The following is a 25,394-nucleotide window of genomic DNA, read 5'->3' on the forward strand; positions in this document are numbered from 1 at the left end:
GATAGATTTCGCGATAACTATCTCAATTATCCGGTCCAATTTATTTCAAAGACTATGTGGACAAAGACCTACATCGCAACGGCTGTCACATTTTGTCTATTTCTTGGATTTGTTGTCTATTATTCATCTAGCTGGTTGGGAAGTATTACCGCCCCGGCCGATGCCTTCGCGGGTTACGAATACTATCGCGGCCTCTCATGGTACATTCTCGCATTCACGTCGATAGTTTTGTTGATACTTGCTAATGTGATCTTTGCGAAACGTGGGAAAAGCTGGGCTATGTGGACAACACTTGGTTATTTTTGTCTTTTCCTTGTCGCAATTGGCTTTGTTCTCCCGATCGCTTCTATCAGTTTTCTTCGCGGACACGGTTACTCCGCAGAACTTAGATCGTATTTTTCTCCATTTATCGCTGTAGCATTTATGGCCGCGGCTGCGGCCCTCATTTATGGCAATCGCTATCTGGCCGGACGACTACGCGACCGTATTCACGGTAGATCATCTGCAGAGGAAGCATCCGATGAAGAAACTGTAGCGACCTCACCCAATTGATCTCAAGTCTACGTCGGCATCGGTCATGATGATAATCCGGTGGTAGCGGAGCTGAGACGGATTGAACTCTTCGCCTTTGATACCCAAACCCAAGGCCGTAATCAGGGATTGGATCTCGGTATTCTTGTAGATCTTGGCGTCGTCGGTCTTTTCAATGTTGAGAATCTTACCCCGCAGTGGCAGAATCGCCTGGAAGCGGCGATCACGACCTTGTTTAGCGGAACCACCGGCTGAGTCTCCTTCTACAATGAAGATCTCCGATTCGCTGGGATCGCGCGAGCTACAGTCGGCCAGCTTACCAGGCAGCGTCGAAGACTCCAACACCGACTTGCGGCGCACCAGTTCCCGCGCCCGCCGAGCAGCTTCGGCAGCATTAAAAGCTTGAATCGCCTTCTCCAGAATCGCATCGGCCACGCCGGGACGGAATTCCAGATACTCGGTCAGTGCCTCACCAACGAGCGTATCGACAATGCCACGCACCTCAGTGTTACCCAGTTTGGTTTTGGTTTGGCCTTCAAACTCAGGATCGGGCACCTTGACCGAAATTACACCCGTCAAGCCTTCGCGGACATTCTCGCCAGCCAGATTCGAGTCGTTTTCCTTGAGCTTGTTGCGCTTGCGGGCAATGGCGTTCATGGTCCGAGTCAACACCGCCTTTAGCCCTTCTAAGTGCGTACCGCCATCGATGGTGCGAATGTTGTTGGCAAAGCCGAGCAAATTATCGGTATAGGCATCGACACACCATTGCAGCGCTACCTCGACCTGGACATTATTGCGCTCGCCTTGCACAAAGATAATCTCCTCGTGCAGCGGCTGCTTGTCCTTATTCATGTACCCAACATATTCCCGAATCCCACCCGCGTAGTGATAGGTTTCGACTTTGGGTTCATCGCTTTTCAGCAGTTCCAGGCGATTGTCGGTAAAGGTGATTTCTACACCCGCGTTCAAGTAGGCCAGCTCGCGCAGCCGTCCAGCCAGAGTGGCGTAATCAAACTCGATGCCGGTGGTAAAAATTTCGATATCGGGCTTGAAGGAGACCGAAGTGCCAGTGCGATTGCCCTTAGCAGGTTCAATAATCAGATCGGTTTGGGGTACGCCGCGTTCGTAGCGCTGCTTGTGTACCTTTTGTTCGCGCCAAACGGTGACTTCTACCCATTCCGAGAGGGCATTCACGACCGAAATCCCCACCCCGTGCAGTCCACCGGAGACCTTGTAGCCACCGCCGCCAAACTTGCCGCCCGCGTGCAGCACCGTCATCACCGTTTCCAGGGCCGATCTGCCGGTGCTGGGATGAATCCCAGTAGGAATCCCCCGCCCGTCGTCGGTAACACTGACGGAACCATCTGGGTTCAGCGTGATGCCAATATGCTTGCAATAGCCTGCCAGAGCTTCATCGACCGAGTTGTCAACAACCTCATAAACTAAGTGATGGAGTCCACGCGGGCCGGTGCTGCCAATGTACATGCCTGGTCGTTTCCGCACAGGCTCCAAACCTTCAAGGACCTGAATTTGTTCAGCACCATAATTTGTTGTCATGTATGAAGCGCTCCCGTGAGTGGTGTGAAGCCGTCCAAGACCTCAGAATATTAAAATACACCAAAATTCTAGCACAAAAGGGTTAAGGACGATTTTAAGCCAGTCTGAGGCGAATTTTCCGAAGGAGATCGATCAGAATAATTTGTTAGCAATCCTTCATATGTAAAGCTTGGAAATCGGCCAATTTTAAACAAAGTTAATTTTATTGCCATTTGGGCTAATACATTTGTACCAAAATTCTTCTCCTCTTATTTTACTCTAAACAAATGGAGTCAGCGTTGATTGTTATCTGCGGCGCGACAGCCACCGGCAAATCCGGATTGGCGCTTGAACTGGCCCGCTGTTTCTGATTTAGTCTCAGTTTACAAGAAGTGTCAGATTAAGTCTTGACTATTACAGTTAGATTGCGCGATCAAGCTTCTGCGATCGCAAAACAATTCCTCAAAGGATCGCCTATCCGTAAGTTTTTTGATTCTTTAGCAGAACATGCTGAATCTGGTATCAGATCTCAGCAGATGCTTGATGAAGAACGCTGGGGGTGATTTCTACTTCCCTTTCCCCAATCGCTCCACAAATACCTCATGCTCCGACGACTGCAACCCTTCCTGCACCACCTCCAGCACCCGCCGCGCCATCTGGTTGTTCAACAGCGCCTCTACCGCCAGCCACAGGCTCAGAAACATCCGACGGCGAATGAGCCATCAGGTCAGCAGGAAGTAACTGATACTCCCCATCCGTCAGCCAGAACCATTCCAGTTGGTTCTCATAGGATTGCCAGATCACATATTCCAGCACACCATTGCGACGATAGACCTGCTTCTTGCTTCCGGTATCAATCGCGGCACTACTGGCAGCAATTTCCACAGTCAATTCTAGCGCTCCTTCAATATAGCCATCGCTGCTCAATCGGGTTTGCCCGCTTGCATTCGCTTCCATGCAATCTGGATCATCCGGTTGAGCGCCGCGCATTTGATGAACCACGCCACCGCTCGGTTGTCAAATTGACGCGCACTCAGATTGCCGCCCAAAATCGTCTTCAAAGGTCACTGTAGAGGACAGCGGCACCGGGTTTGCCGCTCAACTCTTCGACCCCCCATTGCTCCAGGACGAATTCTTCGATCCAGAAGGTGAGGCTTCCTCTCTGCTTGAGACCAGCGTTATACTCAGACCAGTTGCGGATGCGGTATTGAGGTTTCATGGCATGTTGCGGTGTGGTAACTACAACTTACCATTCCTCTCCCCTCCGCAACCCCTCTTCGTGCAACAACGCCTCCTAAAATTAGGAATGTTGAATCAATCACTCGTGTTTCTGCCTTCTACAGCCAACCTTAACCATGCCCACTCTTATCGCTGTTTGGTCTCAATGGTTTCGATCGATTTATCGCCGCTTGCAAATCTGGTTGATTCTGAGTATGGTGCTGGTCCTTTTGGCTATCATGCCTCCATCAATCCATGCTCAAGAGAACAATTTGATTGGCGATCCTGGCAGCCCAGCAGAGAATCCGGCAGGTAATCCAGTTGATGGCTATCCAGTGGTCTTAGATGGGCAAGTTCTATTTCGCGTTAGGCAGGATATTCCAGGCATTGCATCAGCGCAGGAACGGGCAGCGATTATCAATAGTCGCTTGACTAGGTTCGCTGGCGATACCTCAATTACACCCGAAACCATCCGAGTTGAAGAACAAAATGGCCTGTCGGTTGTCTTAGCAGGAGATACCATTCTGCTAACTGTGGCAGATGGCGATCGAGAAGGTAATCAACCACGTCAAGTACTTGCTGAGAAAACAGTACAAATTATCCAGTCCGCTGTGACTCAATATCGTCAAGCACGGAGCGCTGAGAAAATTGTCCGAGGTATTATATTGAGCGTTTTGAGCACAGTTACCTTAATCGGCCTGCTGCTGTTGCTGCAACGCTGGATCTCCCGCCTATTAATTCGGATTCGAGCGGCTCGACAAGCCGATGCACTAGACCTCAGAATTCAAGGCATGCAATTGCTTGGTTCCGATGCAACCAGCTATCTCCTTTCAGGATTGGTGAAAGCATTGCGGCTAGCGTTGATTTTAGGCGGCCTCTACCTATATATTCCGTTTGTTCTCAGTCAATTTCCAGGCACCAGGGCCGTTGGGAATTCTATCTTCAGCGACATCGCCACGCGGTTAGAGCTGCTGATTGCTGGCTTGGCAGGATATTTACCAAATTTAGCGATTATCACGATTATTGAGATGCCCTCGATCCGCGCAATACCCAGCGGTAAAGCTTTTCAATTGAGCAGCAAACGTTCTTAAAAATATTGTCAAGCTTAAAGAGGTAGTTCAGCTATTGACTATGTTTTAAGCCTTAAGATTGAGAGAATTCTGAATAGAGTCGTAACAATACTCAGCTAACTCGATTGTCCTATTTTTAATTTCCTCTTTACTCCAATTTGTAACATTACTTTCTGCAAATTCTTGCGTTAGTTTAAAGTTGGATTTTTTGTATATATTCATCTTGTCAACCAATTCCTTGTTACCGGCTTCTTCATTTAGCTCTTGTCCTAATGGCAACAGATTACCAATGCTACCCACATAGTCCTCTGCACCAAATGATTGAGGTAATATGTGTTCTAGAGTAATACTGTCAGGCATGAATTCACGGGTTGTTTGCTTGGTAGATTCAAGATAACTAAAAATGTATTGAATAAGTCTTTTATCTTTTGTGTAACCTTTAAGAAATCTTAACTTTGAGAACTTCTCCTTAAATAGATCTCTGTCAGGCAATCGCGTTACCAACTGTTGCTTCAGCTCTGCTAAAACTTTCTTGGTCGAGTTCTTATCTTTTGCTTCAAAAAGCTGTCTTGCAGCCTTAGAGTAGCTTCCTTCAATACCAGAAGGTCTCATAGAACATACAGCATTGAAAAGGAAATGAAACTTCTCAATGAAGGAAAGAATTTCTTTCACTTCAGATAGCTTTAAATATCCTTTTTCTCGAACTCTAAATAGATTTAGTATAAAGGGTCTTTGTTGCGTGATATTGAAGGTTTTTAATGCAGACAGAGATCGATATAACTCCTTTTCTTCTTGCTGCTTGAAATCCTCCAATATAGGAGAAGACGTCTTAACATATAATTTCGCGTCACCCACTAACTCATCAACAAAAGTTTTAGCATCAATACTGCCACTATTCCATTGCTTCTTAAATGATTTGTAAACGTTTTCTGCACTCACATAGCTATATCTAGATATCCACCAATGTCTAACAAATGTTTCTAAACTACCTACACCATCTCTTGAAACTATTATGCTTCTCAATTCCTTCCATTTAGTTTTTGCGAAATCATCAGGATGCTTCCCAATAAGACCTTTGAAGACCTTGTTTTTTATTAGATCTACAAAGCTTAAGTTCATTCCTCGCGCATTGAGGGTCTCAAAAATTGTGTAAGCTTCATCTTCTTCACTAACAGTGATGAAAATAACCTTCAGATACTTAACAACTTGATCTCTAATTGCTTTTAAAAGCTTTTCATACAAATCATCGTCTATTTTGAAAATTGAGAATTTGCTTCTCAGATTCTCCTTGGAAGTACTCAAATAAAATTCATTGTATGAATTTAGAAGGGTCTTTTCTTCTTCCGAAGATGGAGAATTATTTTCTTTCTCAATATGTTGAATCGTCGTCTGGAAAAACGGCTTAGGAGTTTCGTTTTCTAATTTGAAGTAGTAGTTTCCTTCGTCATCTTTGCCTGCAATATAATTTTCATATATTGATAGAGCTACATTTTCTTTTCCAATTCCTCGAAACCTCTCACAAAGGACAGAAAGTAGAATAGTTAATGTTGTAAGTCGTTGTTGTCCATCAACAATTTGTAATGCAACAGATTTGTCATCTCCGACAAGGACAAGAGACCCAATAAAGTACTCCTCATGGCTAAAACTGCCATCGCTATTTATAGTAATGTTTGAAACAATGTCATCCCACAGTTCAGTAACTTGTTCTTTTGTCCACGAGTATTCTCGTTGAAATCTAGGTACAACGTATCTCTTTTTAACAGAAAACAGGTCGGAAATTGTTCTGGTATATGCGTGCAGTTCCATATTTTTGGAGAGATTGATGAAAGCCTCCGGGTCAGGGCGGGGTGGGTAACCTAACGGTGAACGCAAATCAAATTCGCCTGAATCGAGAAGCTGTGTTGACTGCTGATTCTGCTGCAGGTACTAGAGGGAATATTAGTCTGCAATCTAATAATATTCTACTCCGACAGCAGAGTGCTATTACAACAAATGCTATCGGCAACGCTCGTGGTGGTAACATTGCAATTGATACAACGATTTTGGCCGCCGCCGCAAATAGCGACATTACCGCTAATGCTCAAAATAATTTTGGTGGACAGGTGTTGATCAGGGCTGAAGCTGTTTTAGGAACGCAGGCCCGCCCGCAGGTGACTCGCTTCAGCGACATTACGGCCTCTTCTGCATTAGGACCCCAGTTCAGCGGTACGGTCCAGATCAATGCGCCCGACGTGGACCCTAATCGTGGTCTCGTGCAACTGCCCGCTAACCTGATCGACGCTAGCAACCAAATCGCTGCTGTTTGTGAGCAAACCGAGGGCAACAGCTTTGTCGTTACCGGGCGCGGCGGTCTGCCGGAGGCACCAACTCAGCTATTGCGCGGTGAAACTATTTGGGAAGACCTGCGGATATCGCGGATATCAGAGATGGAGCATCGTGGAAGCGCAAGCGAAACTAGCCGAAGTGTGCAGCCTAACCTGAACGAGAACAGGCTAGTAGAAGCGCAGGGCTGGCGAATCAACGCAACAGGCCAAATCATCTTGCTAGCGTCACCAACGTCATCCCGAATTGCAGTAGACTGTGCCAAGAGACAGGATGAGCCAACATGAAACTGCGGCAACGGCTACAGCACTTCTTTAATCAGGTCTACAAGCGGCTTAGCAGATCTCATTCTCGACAACGATTGGAGGAATGTCTAAAGCGACAATTAAGATTACATCTAAGATTACAGCTAAGGCTACAGCTAAGACTACCGTTGAGACAACGGTCGAGGTATCGGAGTCGTGGTTTGGTAATTTTGGCCGTTTTCACCTTCCTTTGCGTGTTCCAACCCTTTTCCATCTCCTTGCCTCTGTTCGCTACGCCAATTCATCGCGTTGATGCTTCGTTTTTGGCAGCTCAATTGCATCTCTCAGAGCCAGAACCCGATGCCTACGCTACACAAACCCCGGCAGACTCGCCGATCGAACCCCTGATTGAACAGGGACGGCAATACTACCAGGCAGGCCAATACGCAGACGCCATCAGGCTCTGGCAGCAGGCTTTGACCGCCGCCCAGAACGCCGACGATTCCCTCCAACAGGCGCGATGTTTCAACTATTTGGCGCTGGCCTATCTGAAGCTAGCCGATTGGCAACGAGCCGAGCAGGTGATTGCTGAGAGTAGGCAGCGGCTGACCCATCAGACGAACCCGCAGCTTCTAGCCCAGGTGCTCAACACGCAGGGACAGGTGCAGTTGGGGTTGGGGCAACCGGAAGCGGCTCTGGCGAGCTGGCAACAGGCCGAAACCTACTACGCCGCTGCCAAGGATCTGCAGGGGCAGATCGGCAGCCAGATCAACCAAGCCCAAGCGTTACAGACCCTAGGGCTATATCGCCGCGCCCAGAGTTTACTGGCAGCGATCAACCAGCGCTTGCAGTCCCAACCTGATTCACCGCTGAAGGCACTGGGGCTGAGTAGTCTGGGCACTGTTTTACAGGTCGCAGGCAACCTGATGGAGTCCCAGCAGGTGTTGCAGCAGAGTTTAGCCATTGCCGAACAGCTTGACATGCGAGCACAGCTCAGTGATATCCAGTTCAGTTTGGCCAACACCCTGCGCAGTCTACAGTCCACCCCAGAAGCCCTCCAGCTGTATCAACAGGCTGCCAATACGGCCCTCACCCCAGTTGGACGCCTCCAGGCCCAGCTCAATCGCCTCAGCTGGCAAAATAGCGAGAGTGATTGCTGTCCATTGAGAGGTTCTCAAAGGCAGTTTCAGCTCCATCTACAGCCGTTACCACCAGCGTAAACCCCAAGGTTCTCACATGTACCGGATTTTCTGCTGGAGAGGTGTAATCTTGCTGTAGCCCGGTGGTCAGGGTAATTGATTTCTCGGTTGCATTTACAGACTGTACTTTTCGCGTTTCGGAATTATTTCCCTGGCTAATCTGCACAGTTGTATTGGCTTCAATCCCCGTTGCGCTTTGAACTGGAATCGTTGTTGTTCTTGCGGTCAAGGAATTTCCAGTCACAGTTGTATCCGAGAGAACAGCATCTTTGACTTCAACTTGAATGTCCGTTGCTTGTGCTCCCTCCTGTTTTGCCGTCACAACCAATATAGGTTTGGCATTGGCAGCTCGGTCATTGAGAGTGAGGGAGGCTCGGACGGCCTTACTGACTCGAACAAAGTAGAAGCTAGCCCCGCCGTTGTCTAAAAAGCCGCGAATCGCGTGGGTGACATAGACGGATGGAGCCGTGATATAGCCGCCGAACATAGTCTGAAATTGGGTCCAATTTGTTAGGAACACCGGAGTATTAATTGGTCCTTGCTCGGCTGGTCCAATAAAGGCGGCAGTACTGGTGCCAACCCCCGCAATCGGTCCCGGAACATCAATTTCCTGGATATACACACCGGGCGCTTTGTTGGTTGCATCAAAGGGGGCCATAACAGTTTGCTCCTTATTTGAGGAAGATAGCTAGTGAACCGAGTCTTTTACATGAGACCAAATTTAGTTGGAATTTTGCTTGCTTAACGTGGTTTGATACAGTTGCGATCGTCCAGGAATATCGATTGTTTCAGTTTTTGACTCAAATCCAACGGCAACAATACGCAGCGTATGCGATCCGGGCGGAACGCGCAGAAACGAATAGTATCCTTCCGAGTTAGTGTGCGTCCGCAATCCAGCATCAACCAAATCAACTACAGCATTCTCGATGCCATGATCTGCTGCATCCATCACCCGCCCACCGATTTGGACCAAGGTTTCTATTTCTGCTGCCATGTCCGTACCGAATCTAGTCGAACGTGTCGTGACCATTGGAGCCGTGATCTGACTAAACACAGGCGGAACGCTGATGGTTGCCATGACTGTAATCGAGGGGCGCAATTTGTTTCCCAATGCAGTCCAAAACTCGGCAGGATTTTGCATGCCTTCTAATTGGGCCGAGATCAGCGGCAACGGTGGCACCTGACCTTCTAGGGGAGTGTCTCGCAGCAAAGTGGCTGGAATCGTAGAATATCCGCTCAGAACTTGTAAGACCTGACTGAGTAGCCGTTGTTCAATTAAAGCCGCTTCATCTCCGGCATCGCTGCCAGCCCAGGCCGTGATCAGATAGGAACAATTGACGCGCAGAGCCGGACGACGAATGACTACCTGTCCATTCTGTCGCGCGATTGTTGGTTCGTTGCTGCGTAGCTCTACATTTTCATGAACCGCATAGAGAAATAAATTAACTGTTGTTTGGCCGGGCGTGAAGGTTTCACTGGGGCGAACAAAGGAAAAATGAGCTTCCATCAACTCGCTAGGGGGATACGCTGCTGGAAATTCTGTAGACCATTGGTGTGAATCTTCCAGAATTCTCCTAAGAACTTCGCTGAGGGCACGGATCATAACTAATCTTGATAATTTAGATCACGTATCTAGTGATTTCCATGACAATGCTTTATCCCCTACATAGCTACGGTGTACACACAAGTCCTCTCAACCCCTTAACTCCCGCATATGGGGACTTTCGCACCTAATTTGGTCCGAATCATGAGAAAAATTGGTCAACGTTTACTCAAAGTCCCCCAGAATAGGGATTATAGCCCTGTAGTTTGCTGTTCTGGGTGAGAGAAATAGATATAGAGATGGCATTGTAGTTTCCAATGGCCCAGAATGTGATTGTGCATGTAGCAGCGATAGCCTTGATCAATAATTTTCATCTTGCGATGTCCTTTAAGACTGATTGGATAAACACGATTTGAGAATCAGAGATAGCTGAATCCACATTCGTCGTTTCTCCAGAAAACCATTTGCTCCCAACTTTTGGGCTTGACAGCGCATCTTGTCATTGGGATTGCTGCTCATTAGCAAAAATGCTGTATCAGCAACTGATGCATTTTGTCGTAGCGTTTTGAGAACATCTAAACCGTTTAGTTTCGGCAAATCGAGGTCACAAATCACAGCATCTGGATGTTGAGATCGAATCAACTGTAATCCGGCGATCCCGTCACCGGCTGTCTGAACCGAAAAGCCTTCTAGCACCAGCCAAGTTGCTAAACTTTTCCGAAAGGCTGGATCATTTTCAAGAATTAGAATCATTGGTGCATTCAAACTAATTTTGAAAGGTTAGCGAAATCGACCTGCAATAATTTCGGGAATGTGCTCCCAAATCCGAGATTTATCTATCCAGCCATCGACTCGATAACGCTGTGCTTCTTGGCAAGCTGCATCTTCACAACCTGCGGTCATGATAAAAAAGAAAGTATTGGCAATTTTGGGATCTTGACGAATCAGTTTGAGCAGGCTCATCCCATCTAAGATCGGCATGTGCAGATCGCAGAGCACCATATCGGGCTGCTCAGTTCTAATCATTTGTAGACCTACTGCACCATTTTCGGCAGTGAGTACAAAAAAAAATTCCAGGTATAGCCAGGTCACTAAAACTTTTTGAAAATCAAGATTATCTTCGATAACCAAAACTGTGATCATGTTTAGGATTTCTAATAAGAATTAACCCATAGAAGATAGATATTGCTATGGTGCTCTATCGAGAATCCTGCTTAGAGAAATCTGATATCGTTTTATGAATCATACCCATCCCAAAAGTTCAGCCGTTTGCTTTGTCAGCCGGAACGGATCAAAGGGTTTGGCAATGACGCCCTTCACACCCAATGCAGTTAATTCACTTGAATTCAAACCAGAAGAGCTGGCAGTGATGATGATAACAGGAACTGCTGGAGTATCTGCTAAGTGAGTTGTGTTTAGTTCTCTGAGCTGTTGCAGAAACGTAATTCCATCCATTTCTGGCATCATCACATCCAGAATGATGGCTTTAGGGTGTTGAGAGGCAACCAGTTTCAACCCCTCCTGCCCAGACTTGGTCGCAATTACTTTCCATCCTGCTATATCTTCAAAGCAATTGGTGATCACTTCTCGAACTGGATCATCATCCTCAATTACTAACAAAACAGGCTGAGCTGAGCTGGCTTCCATCGCTTTGATCCTTCCACACTATGTCCCAGCTCCAATTCCACGATTGCCGCAGCCGCGAACTGAAAGATGAATTGAAACGTGAGTCAAACCATTGAAAAAAGACAGACGGAATTCAGAACTGAAGGACCAATCTCATCAACCGACGCAATGGATTTGAATAGCAGCGTTGAGAGTTCGGAGTAACACCCTTATCTTTTCTGCCGTATTCTTCTCCCCTCGCACTGCACCCGGTTGTGAAACCTAGGGCTGATAAAAACATACCTCCCCAATTCAATTCCTGCATTCCCTCTGTCTACTCATGTTCCTCAGCTTGCAAGTGTTCTGTGAACGTCTCCTAATTTAGAAATAAAGTTTGAGGAATTTCTGAAGTTGTAAAACGTTACAATTACCAGCCAAAACCATTACTAGCCAAAACCATTACCAGCCGAACGCCTCAGCCACCTGATCAATCAGCAGGACTGGGTCAAATGGTTTTTGAATCACGCCATAGGCCATGTAGGGCGAAGGGTTGATCAACCGCAGCGAACGGTACAGGGCAAACGGATCGCCAGCATACTCGGTCGAGAGCCGCTGGGAAATCACCACCTGAAAAATATCGCCAGCGCGGATGTGGGCTTTGGCTTTTTCAACGTTGGCGCAGAATTGCTCCTGGGTGACGTTGCTGCTGTAGGAAAATTTAGAACCGTTCTGGCGCTGGGTCGTTTGGGGCGGCGTCCATTCCAGAATCGTGTCTTTGCCAGTCAAGGGAAGCTGAAGTTTAGCTACCATCTGGCTCACCTTATGGCAGGCTTGCTGATAGGCTTGCTCTAGGTCAGTGTTGGGGTGGCGCAGGTCGGCATAGGCAATTGCCCAGATCTTGCGCTTGACTTGGTCGAAGATCATCAGATGGTCAATCTGCATCCAGAGGCCATCGGGCAGATCGGTCGGTTCAGCCGTGTAGATAGGAACTCGCGGTTCGATCCAGTGAATCAGCTCGTAGCCCCAAAAGCCGAAGAGGCCACCAATACCGGGCGGCAGTTGGGGTAATTTGACCGGGCGGAAGGGTTCCAAACAGGCAGCCAGAGTGGTAAACGGATCGCCTTCAAACACCTGCACCGAGCCATCGCGATAGGTCTGCGTGGTTTGATTACCGCGGGCTTCCAGCACCCAGAGCGGATCGCAACCCACAAAACTATAGCGGCCCACCGTTTCACCGCCCTCGACCGACTCCAGCAAAAAGCTGTAGGGTTGTCCGGCACAGACTTTGTACCAAGCTGAAACCGGCGTATCCAGGTCGGCCACCCACTCCTGATAGACCGGGACAAAGTTTCCCTGCTGCGCTAATTGCGAAAACTGAGCAAAATCTGGAAAAATCATGCGCTACACCCAACCCGCTTGAACGCTGACCTTGGCCTGACCTTTGGTGGATCATTGATAGATTGATCATTAGCAGATCGGTAGATCAGTGAATCATAGTTTATCACTCAGGATTGATCCGAATAGTTCACCTGATGGAGCGATGCCAACTGATCAGAACTATCGAGAAAATAAATGAGTAAGCCATCCAATTTCGTCTACACTGTCTAAGGATGTAACGTTCCTAGATTTTACGGACTATCGATCGCTACATCTCTATCACTAGAGTAAGAATACTGTGGAGCCGATCAGCTTCTTCATTTACCCTCAAGGCAGCTACAGAGCAAAGTTGCACAGTTGTAACTGATTTACCCGGAAACCTCGAACTCGCTACGGTATCTGTGTTTATAGAGCCTGGCTGTTCTTGACCCAAACCTGACCGAAAGCTTCACACCTCAGAGAACCCCCACAGCCCGCCGTTTAATTGGGAGATACGGATCAATGAAAGATTTTGTTTTGGATGCACCGAACGCGAACCGCTACACCTATTTTGTGGCTTACTACGGCAAAGATTTTCACAAGCAAACGGCAGTTCTGCATGTGAAGCACAACTTTGACGACTCAATCCAAGCCCTGCATATCCAAATTCGCCAGCGGATCAACGAAGTATTAGGACAAGAAACGCCTTCCTGTTACCATATCCTGGCGCTGGCGGCTCCTGAAGCCGTTCCGGTGTAATTGAGTTTTGAGAGAATTCGACAATAATTAAGGGGCCGGTTTAGCCCCTTTTTTTGTAGGTTTTTGTAGGAGTCAGGAGATAGGAGATAGGAGATAGGAGTTTGACTAAGCCTTATGGTGGAATGCTACAAATCAAACCCTCACCGCCTTTGGCACCTTTCCTTCCAGATACTTGCCTTCTAGAGCAAGGATGGGAGGAATTAAACGGGCGGCAATCCAATCGTGAATAGGTACCAGGAGTGTGGGCAGTTTAGACGCCTGACTTTAATTCCCGATTCCCGACAGCTCCAGAACCCGTCAGGATGGCAGAACTTTGCCATACCCTAGGCCAGATCCTGCATCGACCTTCTTGGCTGCCCGTACCGGCTGCGGCCCTAGAGCTATTGCTAGGCGATGCCGCTCAGGTGGTTCTAGAAGGTCAACAGGTGCTGCCAAAGCGAACTCAGGCAACAGGTTTTACATATCAGTACCCGACCGTGAAGCAGGCATTGCAGGAGATCGTTAAAAGCACCTAACGTCGAGCTAACCGAGTTAGGTTCGGCCCACCTGGATGGAATTAGCCCAAATCACCACCCGAATTGCGCAAACGAATCAACTGACGTCGCATTTGGGGAGAAGATTCCATTTCTGGTATTTCATGCGCTTCCACATGGGCTTGGATTGGCTCCATATATTCGTCTGCACCGTAGGAAAAGGCATCCAGCAGCAGCTCTAGCAGCTGTTCGCGGTTGTTTAAAATCTTCTTTTCCTCAATTAGTCTAAATTTCAGGCGAATTTCACAATCGTAGACGGCAAATTCAGAACTAAGCGGTTGTTGCTCTAAAGGATTCGGTTTCATCTGAGGTAATCACACCTTATTGTGTTGAGCTAGAGAATTGGCTAAAAACCGGGCTGAATACGATGTGTGAGAAGCCGTCTTTAACGAGTAGCTTTCAGGAACTACAGACGTTGTCAGCATTAGACCAACTGATCTTCGAAAAGAGAACTCACACCGTGGGGCATGTGACTTGAACCTAACATTCCCTAAAAGTTACTCAAATTCGCCAATTTACTCAATGAGAGAAGGGCGAGTTTTTGATTGAGAAGCAACTTCTTAAAAGGGGCTAGTAATTTATAAATATCATTATTGCTTAGTTTAAAGAGGGGAATTTTGTGAATTCTATATGAGGATTACATCGGCCTTTACAAGGCTTTTAAATCTATTTAGCTTTAAGCTTTTCCAATTCTCATCAATAGAGTTTCAGTAAACACCAGTATAGACCCAATCCCAATTGGAATAGTGAGCATGATCCTTTAGAAACACCGGTTATTTCTTATCACTTTCCGCCCTACTGACTAAAGCAACAGAATACTACGGAGGACGTACTGCAAGCAATACAGAGAGCTGCCATCCTGTTTCTGACAGATATTAGCCAAATGAATTGAGCATTGCCTAACCTACTTACTGATTCGGTGTATCCTGTTGTACATTCAGTTGGCTTCTCACACAGACTTTTCTTGTTTCAGTAACTTGTATAAATAGATTCATCATGAAATAATTAAGACATGAATTAATCTATTTAAATTTAATTGAATAAGAGAAGAACGTTTAAAATTAATCATCTATATTAGATTCTCCCCGAGATTTTCACTTTTCCTTGATAGGCATTCAAACTAATAATTTCTCTTCTTCTAGTAATTAGCAAGTTGGCTCAATAATTAACTAATTTTTGATAGTAGAGAATTAGTTAAATCGAGAATTCTAGATTCTGTGCTGATTACCTACAGGTACAGCTTTGAGCCGCCAGCTAGAGTTTTGGCAGGGAGTGTCTAAGTAGGTGAGCATAATTAAACATAAAACCCAAAACCCCGCGCAGCGGGCGGCGCAGGGTTTTGAATCTGGTTTTTAATTATGCCGAGGTACTTATTGCAGACAGCACAACTGATTTACTAGTCGAGTTTCACACCGCCTTTAAACGTTTTTAGACTTTCGGCCCCTTTCGACTGTACGAGGTGGCCTAGTTGATGAGAGCTGGCTGTGGCTAACAGGCTTAACGCCACTGTGACTCAGAACATGCATAAACGCATCAATTCTAGAAGCGTCAATTCGATAACCGCCTCGTAGCCCTAATAGATGAATTCCACCCTGTCCTAGGGCAGCTAGCCAAGGAAGTCTATGGAATTCAGCATCACAGCTCCTTAACACACCACACCACACCAAACAACACGCGATATCATAGCAAGAATTGCTTTTTGTGCGATATATTTTCTTGCTCAAATTTCCTCAGTTGTGGTATACCCCCTTTTTCGAAATCTGGCTAAACCAGTTGGTAAATCAGTTAACCGAACCGGATGGTTAATCTTACCCAGTATCCAGGATTTAGAAGCATTTTTTCAGCAATCTTTGTACCCAAATACTTAGGATGCTTTGGATTCTACCGGATTCCTCCGATAAATCATAGATTTGCCTCGAATCAAGTAGCTGTCGCAAGTTATCCCTGTAGCCATTCCTCAATCAAATCCTCAATCAAAGTTGAGCAAAATTGAATTAGCGGGTAACTTCACTCGCAATCGATCCAATTCCGGAAAGCAACCCAGGTTGCTTCTATGCAAAAAATAGCCATCTTCGGCGGTACATTTAATCCGATTCATTGGGGGCATCTGCTGATGGCAGAAACCGCGTTGAGCCAGATCGAACTGGATCGGATTATTTGGGTTCCCACCTATCACCCGCCCCACAAGCTAAATGCAGAAATGCTGCTGAGCTATGACCACCGCCTTGAAATGGTCCAGCTTGCGCTCGATCAGCATCCTAACTTTGAGGTTTCCCAGGTAGAAGAGGTAGAACAGGAGCGGTCTAGCAAGTCTTATGCCGTTGACACTTGGCGCAGGTTGCAATTGCTCTATCCCGACGTTCTCTGGTACTGGCTCATTGGTTTAGATGCGTTTCAAAGCTTGCCGCGCTGGTATGGTCATCGAGAGCTAGCTCAACATTGCCGTTGGCTGGTAGCCCCCCGGCTCGATGCCAATCTGTTAACGGCAGGCTCGTCGCCAGCAGATGGAGTCGAATCCATCGCAATTAAATCTACCGAAACGGTCTGTGCGCGAGTCGCTGACGCTTTAGCGACTCTCTCGATCCAAGTGCATTGGCAGGTGTTGCCAATGCCGCTAGTCGAAATTTCCTCTAGCCTGATTCGCCAATACTGCCGTCAACAGCGCTCCATTCGCTATTTGGTGCCCGAATCAGTCCGGCTCTACATTTTGCAGCACCAGCTCTACGCTGAAGTCTCTGATCCCCATTCTTAATCGCCTCCTGTACCCTTCACTGCTTTCTTGATCCCCAACCTGCACAGTGAACTTGAGAGCGATACCCTTAAGCGGTATTATGGGGAGTATTACTACCTATTTAGTATTACAACAGAGGGCGAGACGCAGTGATTAGAGTAGCGATCAACGGTTTCGGACGGATTGGGCGCAACTTCTTGCGGTGTTGGGCAACCAGAACAAACAGCAATTTCGAAGTTGTCGCTATCAACGATACTTCTGACCCTAGAACGAATGCTCACCTTTTAAGGTACGACTCGATGCTAGGTAAGTTCGGTGCTGATATTAGCGCTGATGACAACACCATCACGGTGAATGGCAAAACGATTAAATGTACATCCGACCGCAATCCGCTTAACTTACCCTGGGGCGCTTGGGATATTGATCTAATTATTGAATCAACTGGCGTATTTACCTCTCGTGAAGGCGCTTCTAAGCATTTAGAAGCGGGCGCTAAAAAAGTTTTGATTACGGCACCTGGTAAAAACGATGACGGCACCTTTGTGGTCGGAGTCAACCATGACGACTATGACCACAGCAAGCATACGATTATTAGCAACGCTAGCTGTACGACCAACTGTCTAGCTCCGATTGCCAAGGTGCTGCATGAAAGCTTCGGCATTATCAAAGGCACCATGACCACCACCCACAGCTATACCGGTGACCAGCGTCTGCTCGATGCCAGCCACCGAGATCTGCGTCGGGCACGGGCACTGCAAGTGAACTGGAGTCCTTTGGTTTCTGCGCGTAAGCGAAACATGCCTTCCAGGGTGTCGAGCAGCGCATAGAGGTCGAAGCTGGTTTCTTGCAGCATGACCCGACCCGCTTCAATCTTGGAAATCGAGAGGACATCGTTGATCAGTTGTAGCAGGTGCTCACCGTTGCGGTTGATGGTTTTGAGATACTCTTGCTGAGCGGGTGTGGTAGCGGCATCGCGTTCTAGCAGTTGGGTAAAGCCCAGAATGGCATTCAGGGGTGTGCGCAACTCGTGGCTCATGTTGGCGAGGAAGCTGCTTTTGGCACGGTTAGCATTTTCAGCAGCTTCTTTAGCGCTCAACAGTTCGGCGGCTTGCCGTTGGGTTTGTTCTAGCAGTTCGGCCTGTTGTACGGCGACCCCAAGCTGCTGACTGACCTGGATCATGATTTGAATTTCGCTTTCCTGCCATTGACGCGGACCGGAGTTTTGGTAAGCTGCGAGCAGTCCCCAAAGTTGACTGCCAAGGTGGATCGGAACAATTACATAGGCTTTAGCTTGAAATTGCTCTAACAGCTGCAGATAGCAAACCGAAAAATCAGCTTTGTAGATGTCCTCAACGCAGCTGTAGGAAAGACCGCGACAATAGCCACCGCCTGCAGTTTGTTGAAGATAAGTATCCTGGATATCAAGCTCTATTTTTTGAGAATCCGTTTTTTCAAGAGCTGGCGTCAATTCTGTGGCATCGCTCCAGGTTTCGGCTAGGCAGTGTTCGTGCTGGATCAGGTTTTGGGAATGGTGACGTGAATTTTGGGGATGCATAATGGAAACCCAACCGCTAGCAACTGACTCTGCCACAACGTTGCCGCTCCAATCAGGATTGAATCGGTAAATCACCAACCGATCGCTATTCATGGCCTGACGCAGTTCCTGCACGGTAGTTTCAAAGATCGCAGGTAAATTCAAGTTACGATGCAGCCGGTCGATCACCCGCGCAACCGCTTGTTCTCGCTGCAGGCTGGCTTTTAGCTGCTGCTCTGCCTGCTTGCGATCGGTAATATCCCTCACAATGACCAGAACTCTATCGGCTTCAACCGCAACGACTCGCACCTCTTCGTAATGGGGGTTACCTGCAATCCTCAGCTCCTGTTCATAGACTTGTACCTCCCCGGTTTGCAGAGCCTGTTGAATCATCTCCGTGCGTTTTGCGGCCAGATCAAACGGCAGAATTTCGTAAATACTGTGGCCAGCCTCTACCCTCTCTGAGGCAACATCTTTTGCTTGTTTACCGCAGATCTTTTGTAGTTGCGTTCCGCGCTCATCCATCCAGATCAGTAAGTCTGGGATTGCTTTTAAAATCTGCCGCTGTATAGCTTCGCTTTGGCGTAATGCCTTCTCGGCCTGCTTCCGTTTGATTTCATTACGCTTACGTTCAGTAATATCCCGCATGATTAGCAAAGCCGAGCTTTCATCGTAGGGGACAACCCTGACTTCTTCGTATTGCAGCGTGTTGTCGAACTCTAACTGCTGCTCGTATACCTGCACAGCTTTGGTAGTCAGGGCTTGTTGAATAGCTTCTAACTTTCTATCGGCTATAGCTGGCGGCAAAAATTCGCTGATATGGTGTCCTAATGGATTGACTTTGCTTGGAATCAGATCAATCAGGGTTTGGCTGCGCACGATATCCAAGTAAACGCCCTCTGCGCTAACGATACTGATTAAGTCGGGAATGGCAGTAAGAATGGCACGATTGCGGGCTTCACTTTGTCGCAGGGCTGCTTCAGTTTGCTTCCGCTCTGTAATGTCGCGAATCACAACCAGCACTTCATCGTGAGACAGTGGCACCACGCGAACTTCAAACCAGCGTTGTTGCTGCTCCACGGTTGTTCGACGGTGGTGAGCTAAAAATTCATCTCCAGCAAACGCTACCCTTAGAATCGGCAGTAACAGCCCATCAGTTGATCGCAACAGGATCAACTACCGGAAAAATTGTGCTGTTGATGGATTGAATTGATTCTAGCTAGATACGGTTAGCCAGACCTGCTTGGCTAGATATGCTGTACGAACTAGCAGCCACAATTCTTCCTGAACCTTTCAAAGTTTAATTACCTATAGCATTTCCTGGAAAATCACTGCAGATTTAGAAGAGCTATCGAAAAAAGTACTTCTTTTGATATAGAGAAGAATGAACCGGCACATATTATCTTTTAACGAAAGAATTGGAATTTTTTATTAGGATTGCGCTTAAGTCTTGATTCTAGGTATATATCTTAGTAAGGCTTGTGATTTCCTCATTAAGACTACGTTACATTCTGGTTTTGTACTGATTGCTGTAAAAGACAAAATTTGAGTTGTCGCTTCTGGGTTTTTACACTACGGCAGACCCGTAATGCAATCTCATGTAAATAGGAGTGCTTTACAATGTTTTTTCCCAACATTAGGTTATTGACTGGTGCCGCATCGCTGATTGCTTGTTTGGCTGCGGCCTATCCAAGTGTTGCCCGCCCCCTCGCTTCACAGGAAGATACTCTAAGCAATTCACAGGTAACCAATTCACAAGTAACATTACAAGACGTTGCTCAACTCGATTTGAGTCAAGTCAATCGTCCGCCTGAGGAAGGGGTGCCTCCTCGTCCGACTGACTCTGTACGGGGCACGATTACCGCAATTCAAGGGGATCGAGTAACTATCGAGCTAGAGAATGGCGAAACTCGCACCTATTCGATCGCGGCAGAAAATGAGAATCGGGACGGCCTGGAAGTCGGAAACCAGGTTGTGCTCACAGTTGCAAGGGGTTTTGTTCTAGCAGTCAGCAACCAGGTGCTCGAAGTTGAACCTGCTCCGGTGGTGATTCGCCGCGAAGCTCCCGTACAGGAACCCGTTGCTCGGCCAGCTCCGGCTCCCCCTCCGGCTCCGGCTCCCCGTCCAGCTCCGGCTCCGGCTCCGGCAGCCCAACCTGCGCCCCAGCCGGTACGCGGCATGTGGTAGGTAGACGGGAGTTGTCCTAGAACTGGAATTTTCTAGTTGTGCAGTCGCCAGTTGAGCAGCCACTGGTAGAGTAGTGAGCAGTAAGCAATAGAAGTATGGGCAAGGGATATCAAATCTGGTATCCCTTTTGTTGGTTGATGGCTGTGTTGCCTAGTTAAAAGCCAGCGTTAGAAGCCAGCTTCGGTAGATTGCTGTCATGATAAGCTTTGGCTAAATTCAGCCGATTTTACTCTATAGGAGCTTCGATACATTGCGCTGGAACTTCGACTGCTTAATCTCTTATGGATTTTTATTGTCCCTTAACCTCGCCGCTCATAGGTGGTGTTTTTCTGAAGGTAAGCTTCGACTGAATTGAGCGTCACGCTGGTTTCCTTCACCTGCCCGGAGAGTCTTGTATTGACATGCTCGATTCGTTCTTTGAGACCATTGGTGAGCAATTCCATCCGATCACTGGCATGATCGAATTGCAATTGCAGTTTGCGGATCTCTTCTCTCAACTCAACATCACGAGTTTCCAGCCGAGACAAAACGGCTTGTAACTTAGAAAAAGTAGTGAGGATCGTCAGCACGCCAGTGGATAGAGCGACGCCAACTGAAACCAGCTCAATCATGGGATATATTTCTCTCCTGTGGCGATCACGGTACAGGCAACAAAGCTAGGTTGCATGTTGTTGTGGGGGTTACCAGAGCCAGCGTTGCCGGTGGTGGTTGCAGTTCGGTGCTGCGATCCGGGTCCAACCGTTAAATTGGCCGTTTCATAATCGTTCCTTTAGATCGGCGACCTTTTGAGCCGCACGAGCCTTGAAGGCCGCCAACGCCGCCGCGTCGTCGCCGCGTTTTGCCTGATAGACCTTTGCGGGATCTTCTAGCGAAGCGGCCAGCGATTCAGCTTCAGCAACGATTTCCGGCGTGATTATTTCTGCCGTCGCTAGCTGATCGATCGCCGCAATCGTCGCGTTTCCGAACGCGGTGATTCCGGCAAGCTTTTTTGCAATTCTACGCGACGGCGAAGCTGTAAACCTTTCGCAGATCGTTCGGATTCGAACACATCTATCCGGACGATGTGACGAATGCGAATTATATTTTGGCATCGATGTGGAAGAAACACAGGATAAGAAGATCGTTCACGTCGTCGGCGAACAATCCGCTTCAACCGTCTATTTTTCAGACGGCCGGAATGCCATTTACACCGGCGACGCTTCGAAGATCCTGAACCTTGAGGTTCATTTTCTTTTGAACACCTATCGACAAATGCAGCAAGCCGCAACGTCACAGATCATCACTCCAGACGCGAACGGCCAAAGCCCTTTGATGTAATAATGAGCCGCAAAAACTCTACATTTCAACGGCACGTCCGCACCCTAACGCTCAACGCGATTTCGCCGGATAAGTTACAACACTTACTAAACTTACCGGGAAAGGTGAAATATTCAATCGTAGGCTGCCTGCTGGCTTACTTTGTCTTATTCGTTGTAATTGCCACGACCATGACTGTCTTCGCCGCCATTATCGCCAGATACTAAATTCAGATGAATGCAATCGATCAATTTGTATTTGATGTCCTAATTCTTGTCTTCGCCGCGTTCCTTCTTGCCGCTCTTGTCATTCTTATCGCCGACATCGAAGATCCGCCAAAACGATCATGAGGCCAAATAAGAGGCCACAAACACCACTCCACAACCCTTATTATCTATTTTTACCCTTTATTTTATTGGTGCCGACTAGAAGATTCGAACTTCTGACCCCACGCGTGTGAAGCGTGTGCTCTACCGCTGAGCTAAGTCGGCTCTGATGCTAAATTGATGGTGATTCGGCATTTGCAGGCCCCGAATCATTGGCCTTTATCGAACCCAAGGTTGAATCCGTGTAGAAATAGCGGTTCCCGGTTGCCGATACACCTGTCGGCACCTGAGGCTCGGCGGTTACGGAATAGAATGCCGGCCGGGCATCGGTCGGTTCCTCGACACTCATCGTGAAAATGTAGCCATTTACAACGGGCCTGTCACCGGCAAACTGTTCATCCAGCCCAGAGACCGTTACAAGCTGCTGAAATGTTGCGAATCGGCCTTTATTTCTGGAAGCGTATTGGGCCTGGAAAGTCCGGATGCGGTCAAGCGTCTGAGCGGCAGAGGCTTCGTTGCCGGCTTTGATCATCGCACCCCAAGCGATCGCACCTACGCCAATAAGAATGCCGATGATCGCGATGACGATCATCAATTCGATTAGGTTAAAGCCCTTTTGTCGGCGAAACTTCTTTGTATCAACTAACATAAGATAAAGACATACCTCCGCAATGTTGACACGTCGGCAGGTTGTTGTAGTTTCAAAAGTTTATTCGGTTTACGGGCGAATATCAAACAAATCCTGCACCGAAACCAGGAAAATGCGAACATGGTCGGATATCCCCGACAAAGTTTTGACTATTCGGAGCATCCATTTTCCTGTAAACTGATGAATTGGGTGAAATTACCCAAGCCTGAATGATGCGAGATTGGATAACCACCGAAAGTTCTGTCGCTGAAGCGGCGCCCACATACCCGATTGACCTCGCCCAGAAGATCTCGGAACTTCAGAACACGATCGAATCTGTAATCCGCGGAAAGACCGAAACTGATCTGTAGCTGACTAATTTCCTCGATTGGCGTCACCTGCAAAAAAAAGTCAAGAAAATCTGGCTGTTCATAGATCAGATTGCGGTAATGGGCACGAGAGCGGGCTGCCAGTTCCTCCATGATTTCGCGCCAAGGTTGGATATCATCAAAGCCACTGCGCAGCAGGCTAGCTTGAATCACAGCGGTAGTGACGGTTTCCAGATTGTAGAGCGCCAGCTCTGGCAGGTTGTATTTAGATGCCAGCACTTCGCCCTGTTCGGTAATTTTGATGCGGCCATCGATGCTGCGTCCGGGTTGAGCCAAGATTGCATCGTAGGCAGGACCGCCGCCGCGTCCCACCGAACCGCCGCGTCCGTGGAAGATGCGCAGCGCAATGCCAAAGCGATCGGCCACGCCTTGCAGCGCCTGTTGAGCTTTGTGAATCTCCCAGTTACTGCTGAGAAAACCTGAGTCCTTATTGCTATCGGAATAGCCCAGCATGACCTCTTGTAGGGAGACGGTACTCCGAGTCGAGTCAGCACCATAAGCGGTAGTTTCAGAGTCGGCCTGCCCACCGGAGAAACCACCCGCCAGCAGCGCCCGATAGAAAGGCAATTCAAACAGTTCTTGCATCACCGCTGGTGCCCGCTGCAGATCCTCGACGGTCTCAAACAGGGGGACAACCTGAAGTGTGCCTGAACCCGTGGCTGGATCATACAAACCCGCTTCTTTAGCCAGCAACAACACCTCGAGCAAATCGCTGGCATGGTGGCTCATGCTGATAATGTAGGTCTGGCAGATCTCGGCACCAAATTCCTGCTGCAGGGTTCGCACCATCCGAAAAGTCTGAATCGTTTCACAGGTTTTTTCCGAGAAGGGCAGCTCAAACGGAATCAGCGGACGGCGAGTTTGCAGTTCGGTCGCTAGCCAACGGCATTTTTGCTCCTCCGGCAGTTCATCATAGGGCTTAGGTAGAATTTGCAGATAATCAATGATTTCAGCCAGTGTGTCCGAATGGCGAGAGCTTTCCTGGCGAATATCCAGATGGGCTAGATTAAATCCGTAGATCTCCACCTGGCAGATCAGTGTTTCCAGTTCTCGGCTCTGTAGGCCAGTTTCCTTCAGGTTGCGCTGAATCAGCTTCAGTTCGTCCAAAAACTCCTTGCCGGACCGATAGACCAGAGCGGGATTAATTTCTGGCACTTCAAACTGGGGATAGTCGCCGTTATAGAGCTGGAGGCTGCGATCTCGCGTATTTTCTAACCGTCTCTGAATGTAAGCCAGCTTCAGGCGGTAGGGTTCTTGGCGATAGCGGATCGCCAACTGCTCGTAGATATCGGGCATCTGCACCTGGTCTTGCTCCAACGATTCCAGCAGATCGGGCAGCACATCACTCCAGTGCAGAGACATGCTCAACAAGTTGATCAGGTTGTGCACCGAGTTAATATACTTGCCCAAAACCAAATTGCGCTGGTAACAGGCGGTTTTCCAAGTGACTTCTGGCGTTACCGAGGGGTTACCATCGCGGTCGGCACCAACCCAAGAGCCGAACTTGCAGAAATTGTGCTGCGGCGGACGCAGACCTGGGAAGGTCGTGTGGAGCGAACGACAAAACCGCTGATAGAGCTGGGGGATGGCGTCAAATAAGACCTCATGGAAATAGTGCAGCGCGTAGTCTACCTCGTCCAAAACCGTGGGCTTAAACTGGTGCAGCTCATCGGTCCGCCACCATAGTCGAATCTCGTCCATCAGCTGGTCGCGCAAATCTTCGGTTTCCCACGAGGATGAAAGTCCTAGCGCTCGCAGACTTTCTTCAGCGGCATCCAGTTGACGCAAGATTTTAGCGACTCGGCGCTGTTTATCGCGAATTGTGTGACTCCACCAGAAGCCTTTACGAGAGTCATGATGATCGGTGGGCTGATCGGAGTACAGGTGATGATGACGATGCAAACCAATCCACCAGATTGGTCCCTTTTGCAAGGATAGGGTGCCACAGAAAACAAGAATGTACTCTAACCATTTCGGAACTTTGAAGCTACGGTGAGCCACGAGGCGATGCCATCCGAGAGTAACGCCTAGTGCTCCTGTGATCCAATAGAGTAACAATGCCACAGCCACTCCTGTCCAGCTAAAAAATTGAGGAAAGAATGCCAGCAATGACGTTAAATGAAGTACAGTGTGAACGATAATATTACTCCAATTATATTTTGGTTTTGCGGGAACTGCAGCAGTCATGGTTTAACCTCAATTCATACGACGTTTGTAACAAACCGCAACCCCGATCGACGAAGCCAATCACTTGAGTTGAAAGCGGTATAGGAATGTTCTCTAACTTCCTTCACTGCACCCTGCATTACCATCTGATCACTTTTGATCAAATTCATCCACTGAAACTAAGCGACTTGCCGCTGGGGAACTAGCACTACAACAGACC

27 protein-coding genes, 1 tRNA gene and 1 pseudogene are annotated in these 25,394 nt (G+C 48.0%); 12 read left to right on the forward strand and 17 right to left on the reverse strand.

Annotated features, from left to right (window positions below; translation table 11 throughout):
• Nucleotides 1–54 precede the first annotated feature (54 nt).
• Nucleotides 55–552 (forward strand): hypothetical protein, encoded by a 498-nt coding sequence (locus tag JVX88_RS24705; protein WP_211621187.1) that lies wholly within the window; start codon nucleotides 55–57, stop codon nucleotides 550–552.
• On the opposite strand, the gene JVX88_RS24710 is transcribed toward JVX88_RS24705, so the two are convergent.
• The 3 genes from JVX88_RS24710 to JVX88_RS24720 all read right to left on the reverse strand — a co-directional run bounded on the left by JVX88_RS24710 (nucleotide 541) and on the right by JVX88_RS24720 (nucleotide 3,286).
• Complete coding sequence (locus JVX88_RS24710; RefSeq protein ID WP_317134433.1) at nucleotides 541–2,088, reverse strand: DNA gyrase subunit B; 1,548 nt, start codon at nucleotides 2,086–2,088, stop codon at nucleotides 541–543. The two genes, JVX88_RS24705 and JVX88_RS24710, sit on opposite strands and share 12 nt — an antisense overlap.
• A 579-nt stretch (nucleotides 2,089–2,667) precedes the next feature.
• Nucleotides 2,668–3,057 (reverse strand): Uma2 family endonuclease, encoded by a 390-nt coding sequence (locus tag JVX88_RS24715; RefSeq protein WP_211621189.1) that lies wholly within the window; start codon nucleotides 3,055–3,057, stop codon nucleotides 2,668–2,670.
• A gap of 67 nt (nucleotides 3,058–3,124) precedes the next feature.
• Nucleotides 3,125–3,286 (reverse strand): transposase, encoded by a 162-nt coding sequence (locus tag JVX88_RS24720; protein WP_211621191.1) that lies wholly within the window; start codon nucleotides 3,284–3,286, stop codon nucleotides 3,125–3,127.
• Nucleotides 3,287–3,422: 136 nt separating this feature from the next.
• Here JVX88_RS24720 and JVX88_RS24725 point away from each other — a divergent pair, with 136 nt between their 5' ends.
• Nucleotides 3,423–4,376, forward strand: a complete 954-nt coding sequence (locus JVX88_RS24725) for a hypothetical protein (RefSeq protein WP_211621193.1) — start codon at nucleotides 3,423–3,425, stop codon at nucleotides 4,374–4,376.
• Nucleotides 4,377–4,421: 45 nt separating this feature from the next.
• Here JVX88_RS24725 and JVX88_RS24730 read toward each other — a convergent pair whose 3' ends face one another.
• Nucleotides 4,422–6,161, reverse strand: a complete 1,740-nt coding sequence (locus JVX88_RS24730; RefSeq protein ID WP_211621195.1) for a DUF262 domain-containing protein — start codon at nucleotides 6,159–6,161, stop codon at nucleotides 4,422–4,424.
• 56 nt (nucleotides 6,162–6,217) lie between these two features.
• On the opposite strand from JVX88_RS24730, the gene JVX88_RS24735 reads away from it, so the two are divergent.
• Both JVX88_RS24735 and JVX88_RS24740 read left to right on the forward strand, forming a co-directional pair.
• Nucleotides 6,218–6,964, forward strand: coding sequence for an S-layer family protein (locus tag JVX88_RS24735; RefSeq protein WP_211621197.1), 747 nt, complete (start codon nucleotides 6,218–6,220; stop codon nucleotides 6,962–6,964).
• A gap of 188 nt (nucleotides 6,965–7,152) precedes the next feature.
• Nucleotides 7,153–8,142 carry a tetratricopeptide repeat protein gene (locus tag JVX88_RS24740; RefSeq protein ID WP_211621199.1) on the forward strand — a complete coding sequence of 330 codons (990 nt, stop codon included), beginning with the start codon at nucleotides 7,153–7,155 and terminating at the stop codon, nucleotides 8,140–8,142.
• Here the strand turns inward: JVX88_RS24740 and JVX88_RS24745 are convergent.
• From JVX88_RS24745 to JVX88_RS24770, 6 genes are all read right to left on the reverse strand, one after another.
• On the reverse strand, nucleotides 8,051–8,779 hold the full coding sequence (locus JVX88_RS24745; protein ID WP_211621201.1) for a hypothetical protein: 729 nt from the start codon (nucleotides 8,777–8,779) through the stop codon (nucleotides 8,051–8,053). The two genes, JVX88_RS24740 and JVX88_RS24745, sit on opposite strands and share 92 nt — an antisense overlap.
• Before the next feature lie 63 nt (nucleotides 8,780–8,842).
• Nucleotides 8,843–9,724 carry a Pvc16 family protein gene (locus tag JVX88_RS24750; protein WP_211621203.1) on the reverse strand — a complete coding sequence of 294 codons (882 nt, stop codon included), beginning with the start codon at nucleotides 9,722–9,724 and terminating at the stop codon, nucleotides 8,843–8,845.
• Between the two features lie 327 nt (nucleotides 9,725–10,051).
• The gene (locus tag JVX88_RS24755; protein ID WP_211621204.1) at nucleotides 10,052–10,417 is read right to left on the reverse strand and encodes a PleD family two-component system response regulator; all 366 of its coding nucleotides are present in this window, start codon (nucleotides 10,415–10,417) and stop codon (nucleotides 10,052–10,054) included.
• Nucleotides 10,418–10,444: 27 nt separating this feature from the next.
• Nucleotides 10,445–10,807, reverse strand: coding sequence for a response regulator (locus JVX88_RS24760; protein ID WP_211621206.1), 363 nt, complete (start codon nucleotides 10,805–10,807; stop codon nucleotides 10,445–10,447).
• Between the two features lie 99 nt (nucleotides 10,808–10,906).
• On the reverse strand, nucleotides 10,907–11,311 hold the full coding sequence (locus JVX88_RS24765) for a response regulator (protein ID WP_211621208.1): 405 nt from the start codon (nucleotides 11,309–11,311) through the stop codon (nucleotides 10,907–10,909).
• A 417-nt stretch (nucleotides 11,312–11,728) separates the two neighbouring features.
• A complete protein-coding gene (locus JVX88_RS24770; protein WP_211621210.1) occupies nucleotides 11,729–12,667 on the reverse strand; it encodes a chorismate-binding protein in 939 nt (312 codons plus the stop codon).
• Nucleotides 12,668–13,147: 480 nt separating this feature from the next.
• On the opposite strand from JVX88_RS24770, the gene JVX88_RS24775 reads away from it, so the two are divergent.
• Entirely contained in the window at nucleotides 13,148–13,384 is a 237-nt protein-coding gene (locus JVX88_RS24775; protein ID WP_035998744.1) for a hypothetical protein, read from the forward strand.
• Nucleotides 13,385–13,686: 302 nt separating this feature from the next.
• On the forward strand, nucleotides 13,687–13,899 hold the full coding sequence (locus tag JVX88_RS24780) for a DUF1731 domain-containing protein (protein WP_211621212.1): 213 nt from the start codon (nucleotides 13,687–13,689) through the stop codon (nucleotides 13,897–13,899).
• 41 nt (nucleotides 13,900–13,940) lie between these two features.
• Here JVX88_RS24780 and JVX88_RS24785 read toward each other — a convergent pair whose 3' ends face one another.
• The gene (locus JVX88_RS24785; protein WP_036003904.1) at nucleotides 13,941–14,222 is read right to left on the reverse strand and encodes an Npun_R1517 family heterocyst differentiation transcriptional regulator; all 282 of its coding nucleotides are present in this window, start codon (nucleotides 14,220–14,222) and stop codon (nucleotides 13,941–13,943) included.
• A 1,748-nt stretch (nucleotides 14,223–15,970) separates the two neighbouring features.
• On the opposite strand from JVX88_RS24785, the gene nadD reads away from it, so the two are divergent.
• Nucleotides 15,971–16,669, forward strand: a complete 699-nt coding sequence (gene nadD, locus JVX88_RS24790) for a nicotinate (nicotinamide) nucleotide adenylyltransferase (protein ID WP_211621214.1) — start codon at nucleotides 15,971–15,973, stop codon at nucleotides 16,667–16,669.
• A gap of 128 nt (nucleotides 16,670–16,797) precedes the next feature.
• A pseudogene (locus JVX88_RS24795) lies at nucleotides 16,798–17,421 on the forward strand (glyceraldehyde 3-phosphate dehydrogenase NAD-binding domain-containing protein); the annotation flags it as partial.
• Here the strand turns inward: JVX88_RS24795 and JVX88_RS24800 are convergent.
• Nucleotides 17,340–19,262 (reverse strand): histidine kinase dimerization/phospho-acceptor domain-containing protein, encoded by a 1,923-nt coding sequence (locus tag JVX88_RS24800; protein ID WP_315875300.1) that lies wholly within the window; start codon nucleotides 19,260–19,262, stop codon nucleotides 17,340–17,342. The pseudogene JVX88_RS24795 and the gene JVX88_RS24800 sit on opposite strands and share 82 nt — an antisense overlap.
• On the opposite strand from JVX88_RS24800, the gene JVX88_RS24805 reads away from it, so the two are divergent.
• Together JVX88_RS24805 and JVX88_RS24810 are read left to right on the forward strand one after the other, a co-directional pair.
• On the forward strand, nucleotides 19,220–19,390 hold the full coding sequence (locus JVX88_RS24805) for a zinc-binding dehydrogenase (RefSeq protein ID WP_211621218.1): 171 nt from the start codon (nucleotides 19,220–19,222) through the stop codon (nucleotides 19,388–19,390). The genes JVX88_RS24800 and JVX88_RS24805 overlap by 43 nt on opposite strands.
• Before the next feature lie 412 nt (nucleotides 19,391–19,802).
• Nucleotides 19,803–20,369 carry a hypothetical protein gene (locus JVX88_RS24810; protein WP_211621220.1) on the forward strand — a complete coding sequence of 189 codons (567 nt, stop codon included), beginning with the start codon at nucleotides 19,803–19,805 and terminating at the stop codon, nucleotides 20,367–20,369.
• Nucleotides 20,370–20,668: 299 nt separating this feature from the next.
• On the opposite strand, the gene JVX88_RS24815 is transcribed toward JVX88_RS24810, so the two are convergent.
• Together JVX88_RS24815 and JVX88_RS24820 are read right to left on the reverse strand one after the other, a co-directional pair.
• Nucleotides 20,669–20,980, reverse strand: coding sequence for a hypothetical protein (locus tag JVX88_RS24815; RefSeq protein WP_211621222.1), 312 nt, complete (start codon nucleotides 20,978–20,980; stop codon nucleotides 20,669–20,671).
• Between the two features lie 144 nt (nucleotides 20,981–21,124).
• The gene (locus JVX88_RS24820) at nucleotides 21,125–21,460 is read right to left on the reverse strand and encodes a hypothetical protein (protein WP_211621224.1); all 336 of its coding nucleotides are present in this window, start codon (nucleotides 21,458–21,460) and stop codon (nucleotides 21,125–21,127) included.
• A 4-nt stretch (nucleotides 21,461–21,464) separates the two neighbouring features.
• On the opposite strand from JVX88_RS24820, the gene JVX88_RS24825 reads away from it, so the two are divergent.
• Both JVX88_RS24825 and JVX88_RS24830 read left to right on the forward strand, forming a co-directional pair.
• Complete coding sequence (locus JVX88_RS24825) at nucleotides 21,465–21,686, forward strand: hypothetical protein (RefSeq protein WP_211621226.1); 222 nt, start codon at nucleotides 21,465–21,467, stop codon at nucleotides 21,684–21,686.
• A 2-nt stretch (nucleotides 21,687–21,688) separates the two neighbouring features.
• Nucleotides 21,689–21,892, forward strand: a complete 204-nt coding sequence (locus JVX88_RS24830; protein WP_211621228.1) for a hypothetical protein — start codon at nucleotides 21,689–21,691, stop codon at nucleotides 21,890–21,892.
• A 189-nt stretch (nucleotides 21,893–22,081) separates the two neighbouring features.
• Here JVX88_RS24830 and JVX88_RS24835 read toward each other — a convergent pair.
• The 3 genes from JVX88_RS24835 to JVX88_RS24845 all read right to left on the reverse strand — a co-directional run bounded on the left by JVX88_RS24835 (nucleotide 22,082) and on the right by JVX88_RS24845 (nucleotide 25,072).
• Nucleotides 22,082–22,156 (reverse strand) — tRNA-Val (locus tag JVX88_RS24835).
• A gap of 7 nt (nucleotides 22,157–22,163) precedes the next feature.
• Nucleotides 22,164–22,640: a prepilin-type N-terminal cleavage/methylation domain-containing protein gene (locus tag JVX88_RS24840; RefSeq protein ID WP_211621229.1), complete on the reverse strand. Its 477-nt coding sequence runs from the start codon at nucleotides 22,638–22,640 to the stop codon at nucleotides 22,164–22,166.
• Between the two features lie 149 nt (nucleotides 22,641–22,789).
• Nucleotides 22,790–25,072 carry a phosphoenolpyruvate carboxylase gene (locus tag JVX88_RS24845; RefSeq protein WP_317134434.1) on the reverse strand — a complete coding sequence of 761 codons (2,283 nt, stop codon included), beginning with the start codon at nucleotides 25,070–25,072 and terminating at the stop codon, nucleotides 22,790–22,792.
• Nucleotides 25,073–25,394 lie beyond the last annotated feature (322 nt).

The organism is Leptolyngbya sp. 7M, assembly GCF_018128485.1.

What these genes read in the sequence shown, in the direction of transcription:
- JVX88_RS24705 (WP_211621187.1), top strand. Translation starts at nt 55, where the DNA reads ATGTGGACAAAGACCTACATCGCAACGGCTGTCACATTTTGTCTATTT.
- JVX88_RS24710 (WP_317134433.1), bottom strand. Translation starts at nt 2,088, where the DNA reads ATGACAACAAATTATGGTGCTGAACAAATTCAGGTCCTTGAAGGTTTG.
- JVX88_RS24715 (WP_211621189.1), bottom strand. Translation starts at nt 3,057, where the DNA reads ATGCGCGGCGCTCAACCGGATGATCCAGATTGCATGGAAGCGAATGCA.
- JVX88_RS24720 (WP_211621191.1), bottom strand. Translation starts at nt 3,286, where the DNA reads ATGAAACCTCAATACCGCATCCGCAACTGGTCTGAGTATAACGCTGGT.
- JVX88_RS24725 (WP_211621193.1), top strand. Translation starts at nt 3,423, where the DNA reads ATGCCCACTCTTATCGCTGTTTGGTCTCAATGGTTTCGATCGATTTAT.
- JVX88_RS24730 (WP_211621195.1), bottom strand. Translation starts at nt 6,161, where the DNA reads ATGGAACTGCACGCATATACCAGAACAATTTCCGACCTGTTTTCTGTT.
- JVX88_RS24745 (WP_211621201.1), bottom strand. Translation starts at nt 8,779, where the DNA reads ATGGCCCCCTTTGATGCAACCAACAAAGCGCCCGGTGTGTATATCCAG.
- JVX88_RS24750 (WP_211621203.1), bottom strand. Translation starts at nt 9,724, where the DNA reads ATGATCCGTGCCCTCAGCGAAGTTCTTAGGAGAATTCTGGAAGATTCA.
- JVX88_RS24755 (WP_211621204.1), bottom strand. Translation starts at nt 10,417, where the DNA reads ATGATTCTAATTCTTGAAAATGATCCAGCCTTTCGGAAAAGTTTAGCA.
- JVX88_RS24760 (WP_211621206.1), bottom strand. Translation starts at nt 10,807, where the DNA reads ATGATCACAGTTTTGGTTATCGAAGATAATCTTGATTTTCAAAAAGTT.
- JVX88_RS24765 (WP_211621208.1), bottom strand. Translation starts at nt 11,311, where the DNA reads ATGGAAGCCAGCTCAGCTCAGCCTGTTTTGTTAGTAATTGAGGATGAT.
- JVX88_RS24770 (WP_211621210.1), bottom strand. Translation starts at nt 12,667, where the DNA reads ATGATTTTTCCAGATTTTGCTCAGTTTTCGCAATTAGCGCAGCAGGGA.
- JVX88_RS24775 (WP_035998744.1), top strand. Translation starts at nt 13,148, where the DNA reads ATGAAAGATTTTGTTTTGGATGCACCGAACGCGAACCGCTACACCTAT.
- JVX88_RS24780 (WP_211621212.1), top strand. Translation starts at nt 13,687, where the DNA reads ATGGCAGAACTTTGCCATACCCTAGGCCAGATCCTGCATCGACCTTCT.
- JVX88_RS24785 (WP_036003904.1), bottom strand. Translation starts at nt 14,222, where the DNA reads ATGAAACCGAATCCTTTAGAGCAACAACCGCTTAGTTCTGAATTTGCC.
- nadD (WP_211621214.1), top strand. Translation starts at nt 15,971, where the DNA reads ATGCAAAAAATAGCCATCTTCGGCGGTACATTTAATCCGATTCATTGG.
- JVX88_RS24810 (WP_211621220.1), top strand. Translation starts at nt 19,803, where the DNA reads ATGTTTTTTCCCAACATTAGGTTATTGACTGGTGCCGCATCGCTGATT.
- JVX88_RS24815 (WP_211621222.1), bottom strand. Translation starts at nt 20,980, where the DNA reads ATGATTGAGCTGGTTTCAGTTGGCGTCGCTCTATCCACTGGCGTGCTG.
- JVX88_RS24820 (WP_211621224.1), bottom strand. Translation starts at nt 21,460, where the DNA reads ATGCCAAAATATAATTCGCATTCGTCACATCGTCCGGATAGATGTGTT.
- JVX88_RS24830 (WP_211621228.1), top strand. Translation starts at nt 21,689, where the DNA reads ATGAGCCGCAAAAACTCTACATTTCAACGGCACGTCCGCACCCTAACG.
- JVX88_RS24840 (WP_211621229.1), bottom strand. Translation starts at nt 22,640, where the DNA reads ATGTTAGTTGATACAAAGAAGTTTCGCCGACAAAAGGGCTTTAACCTA.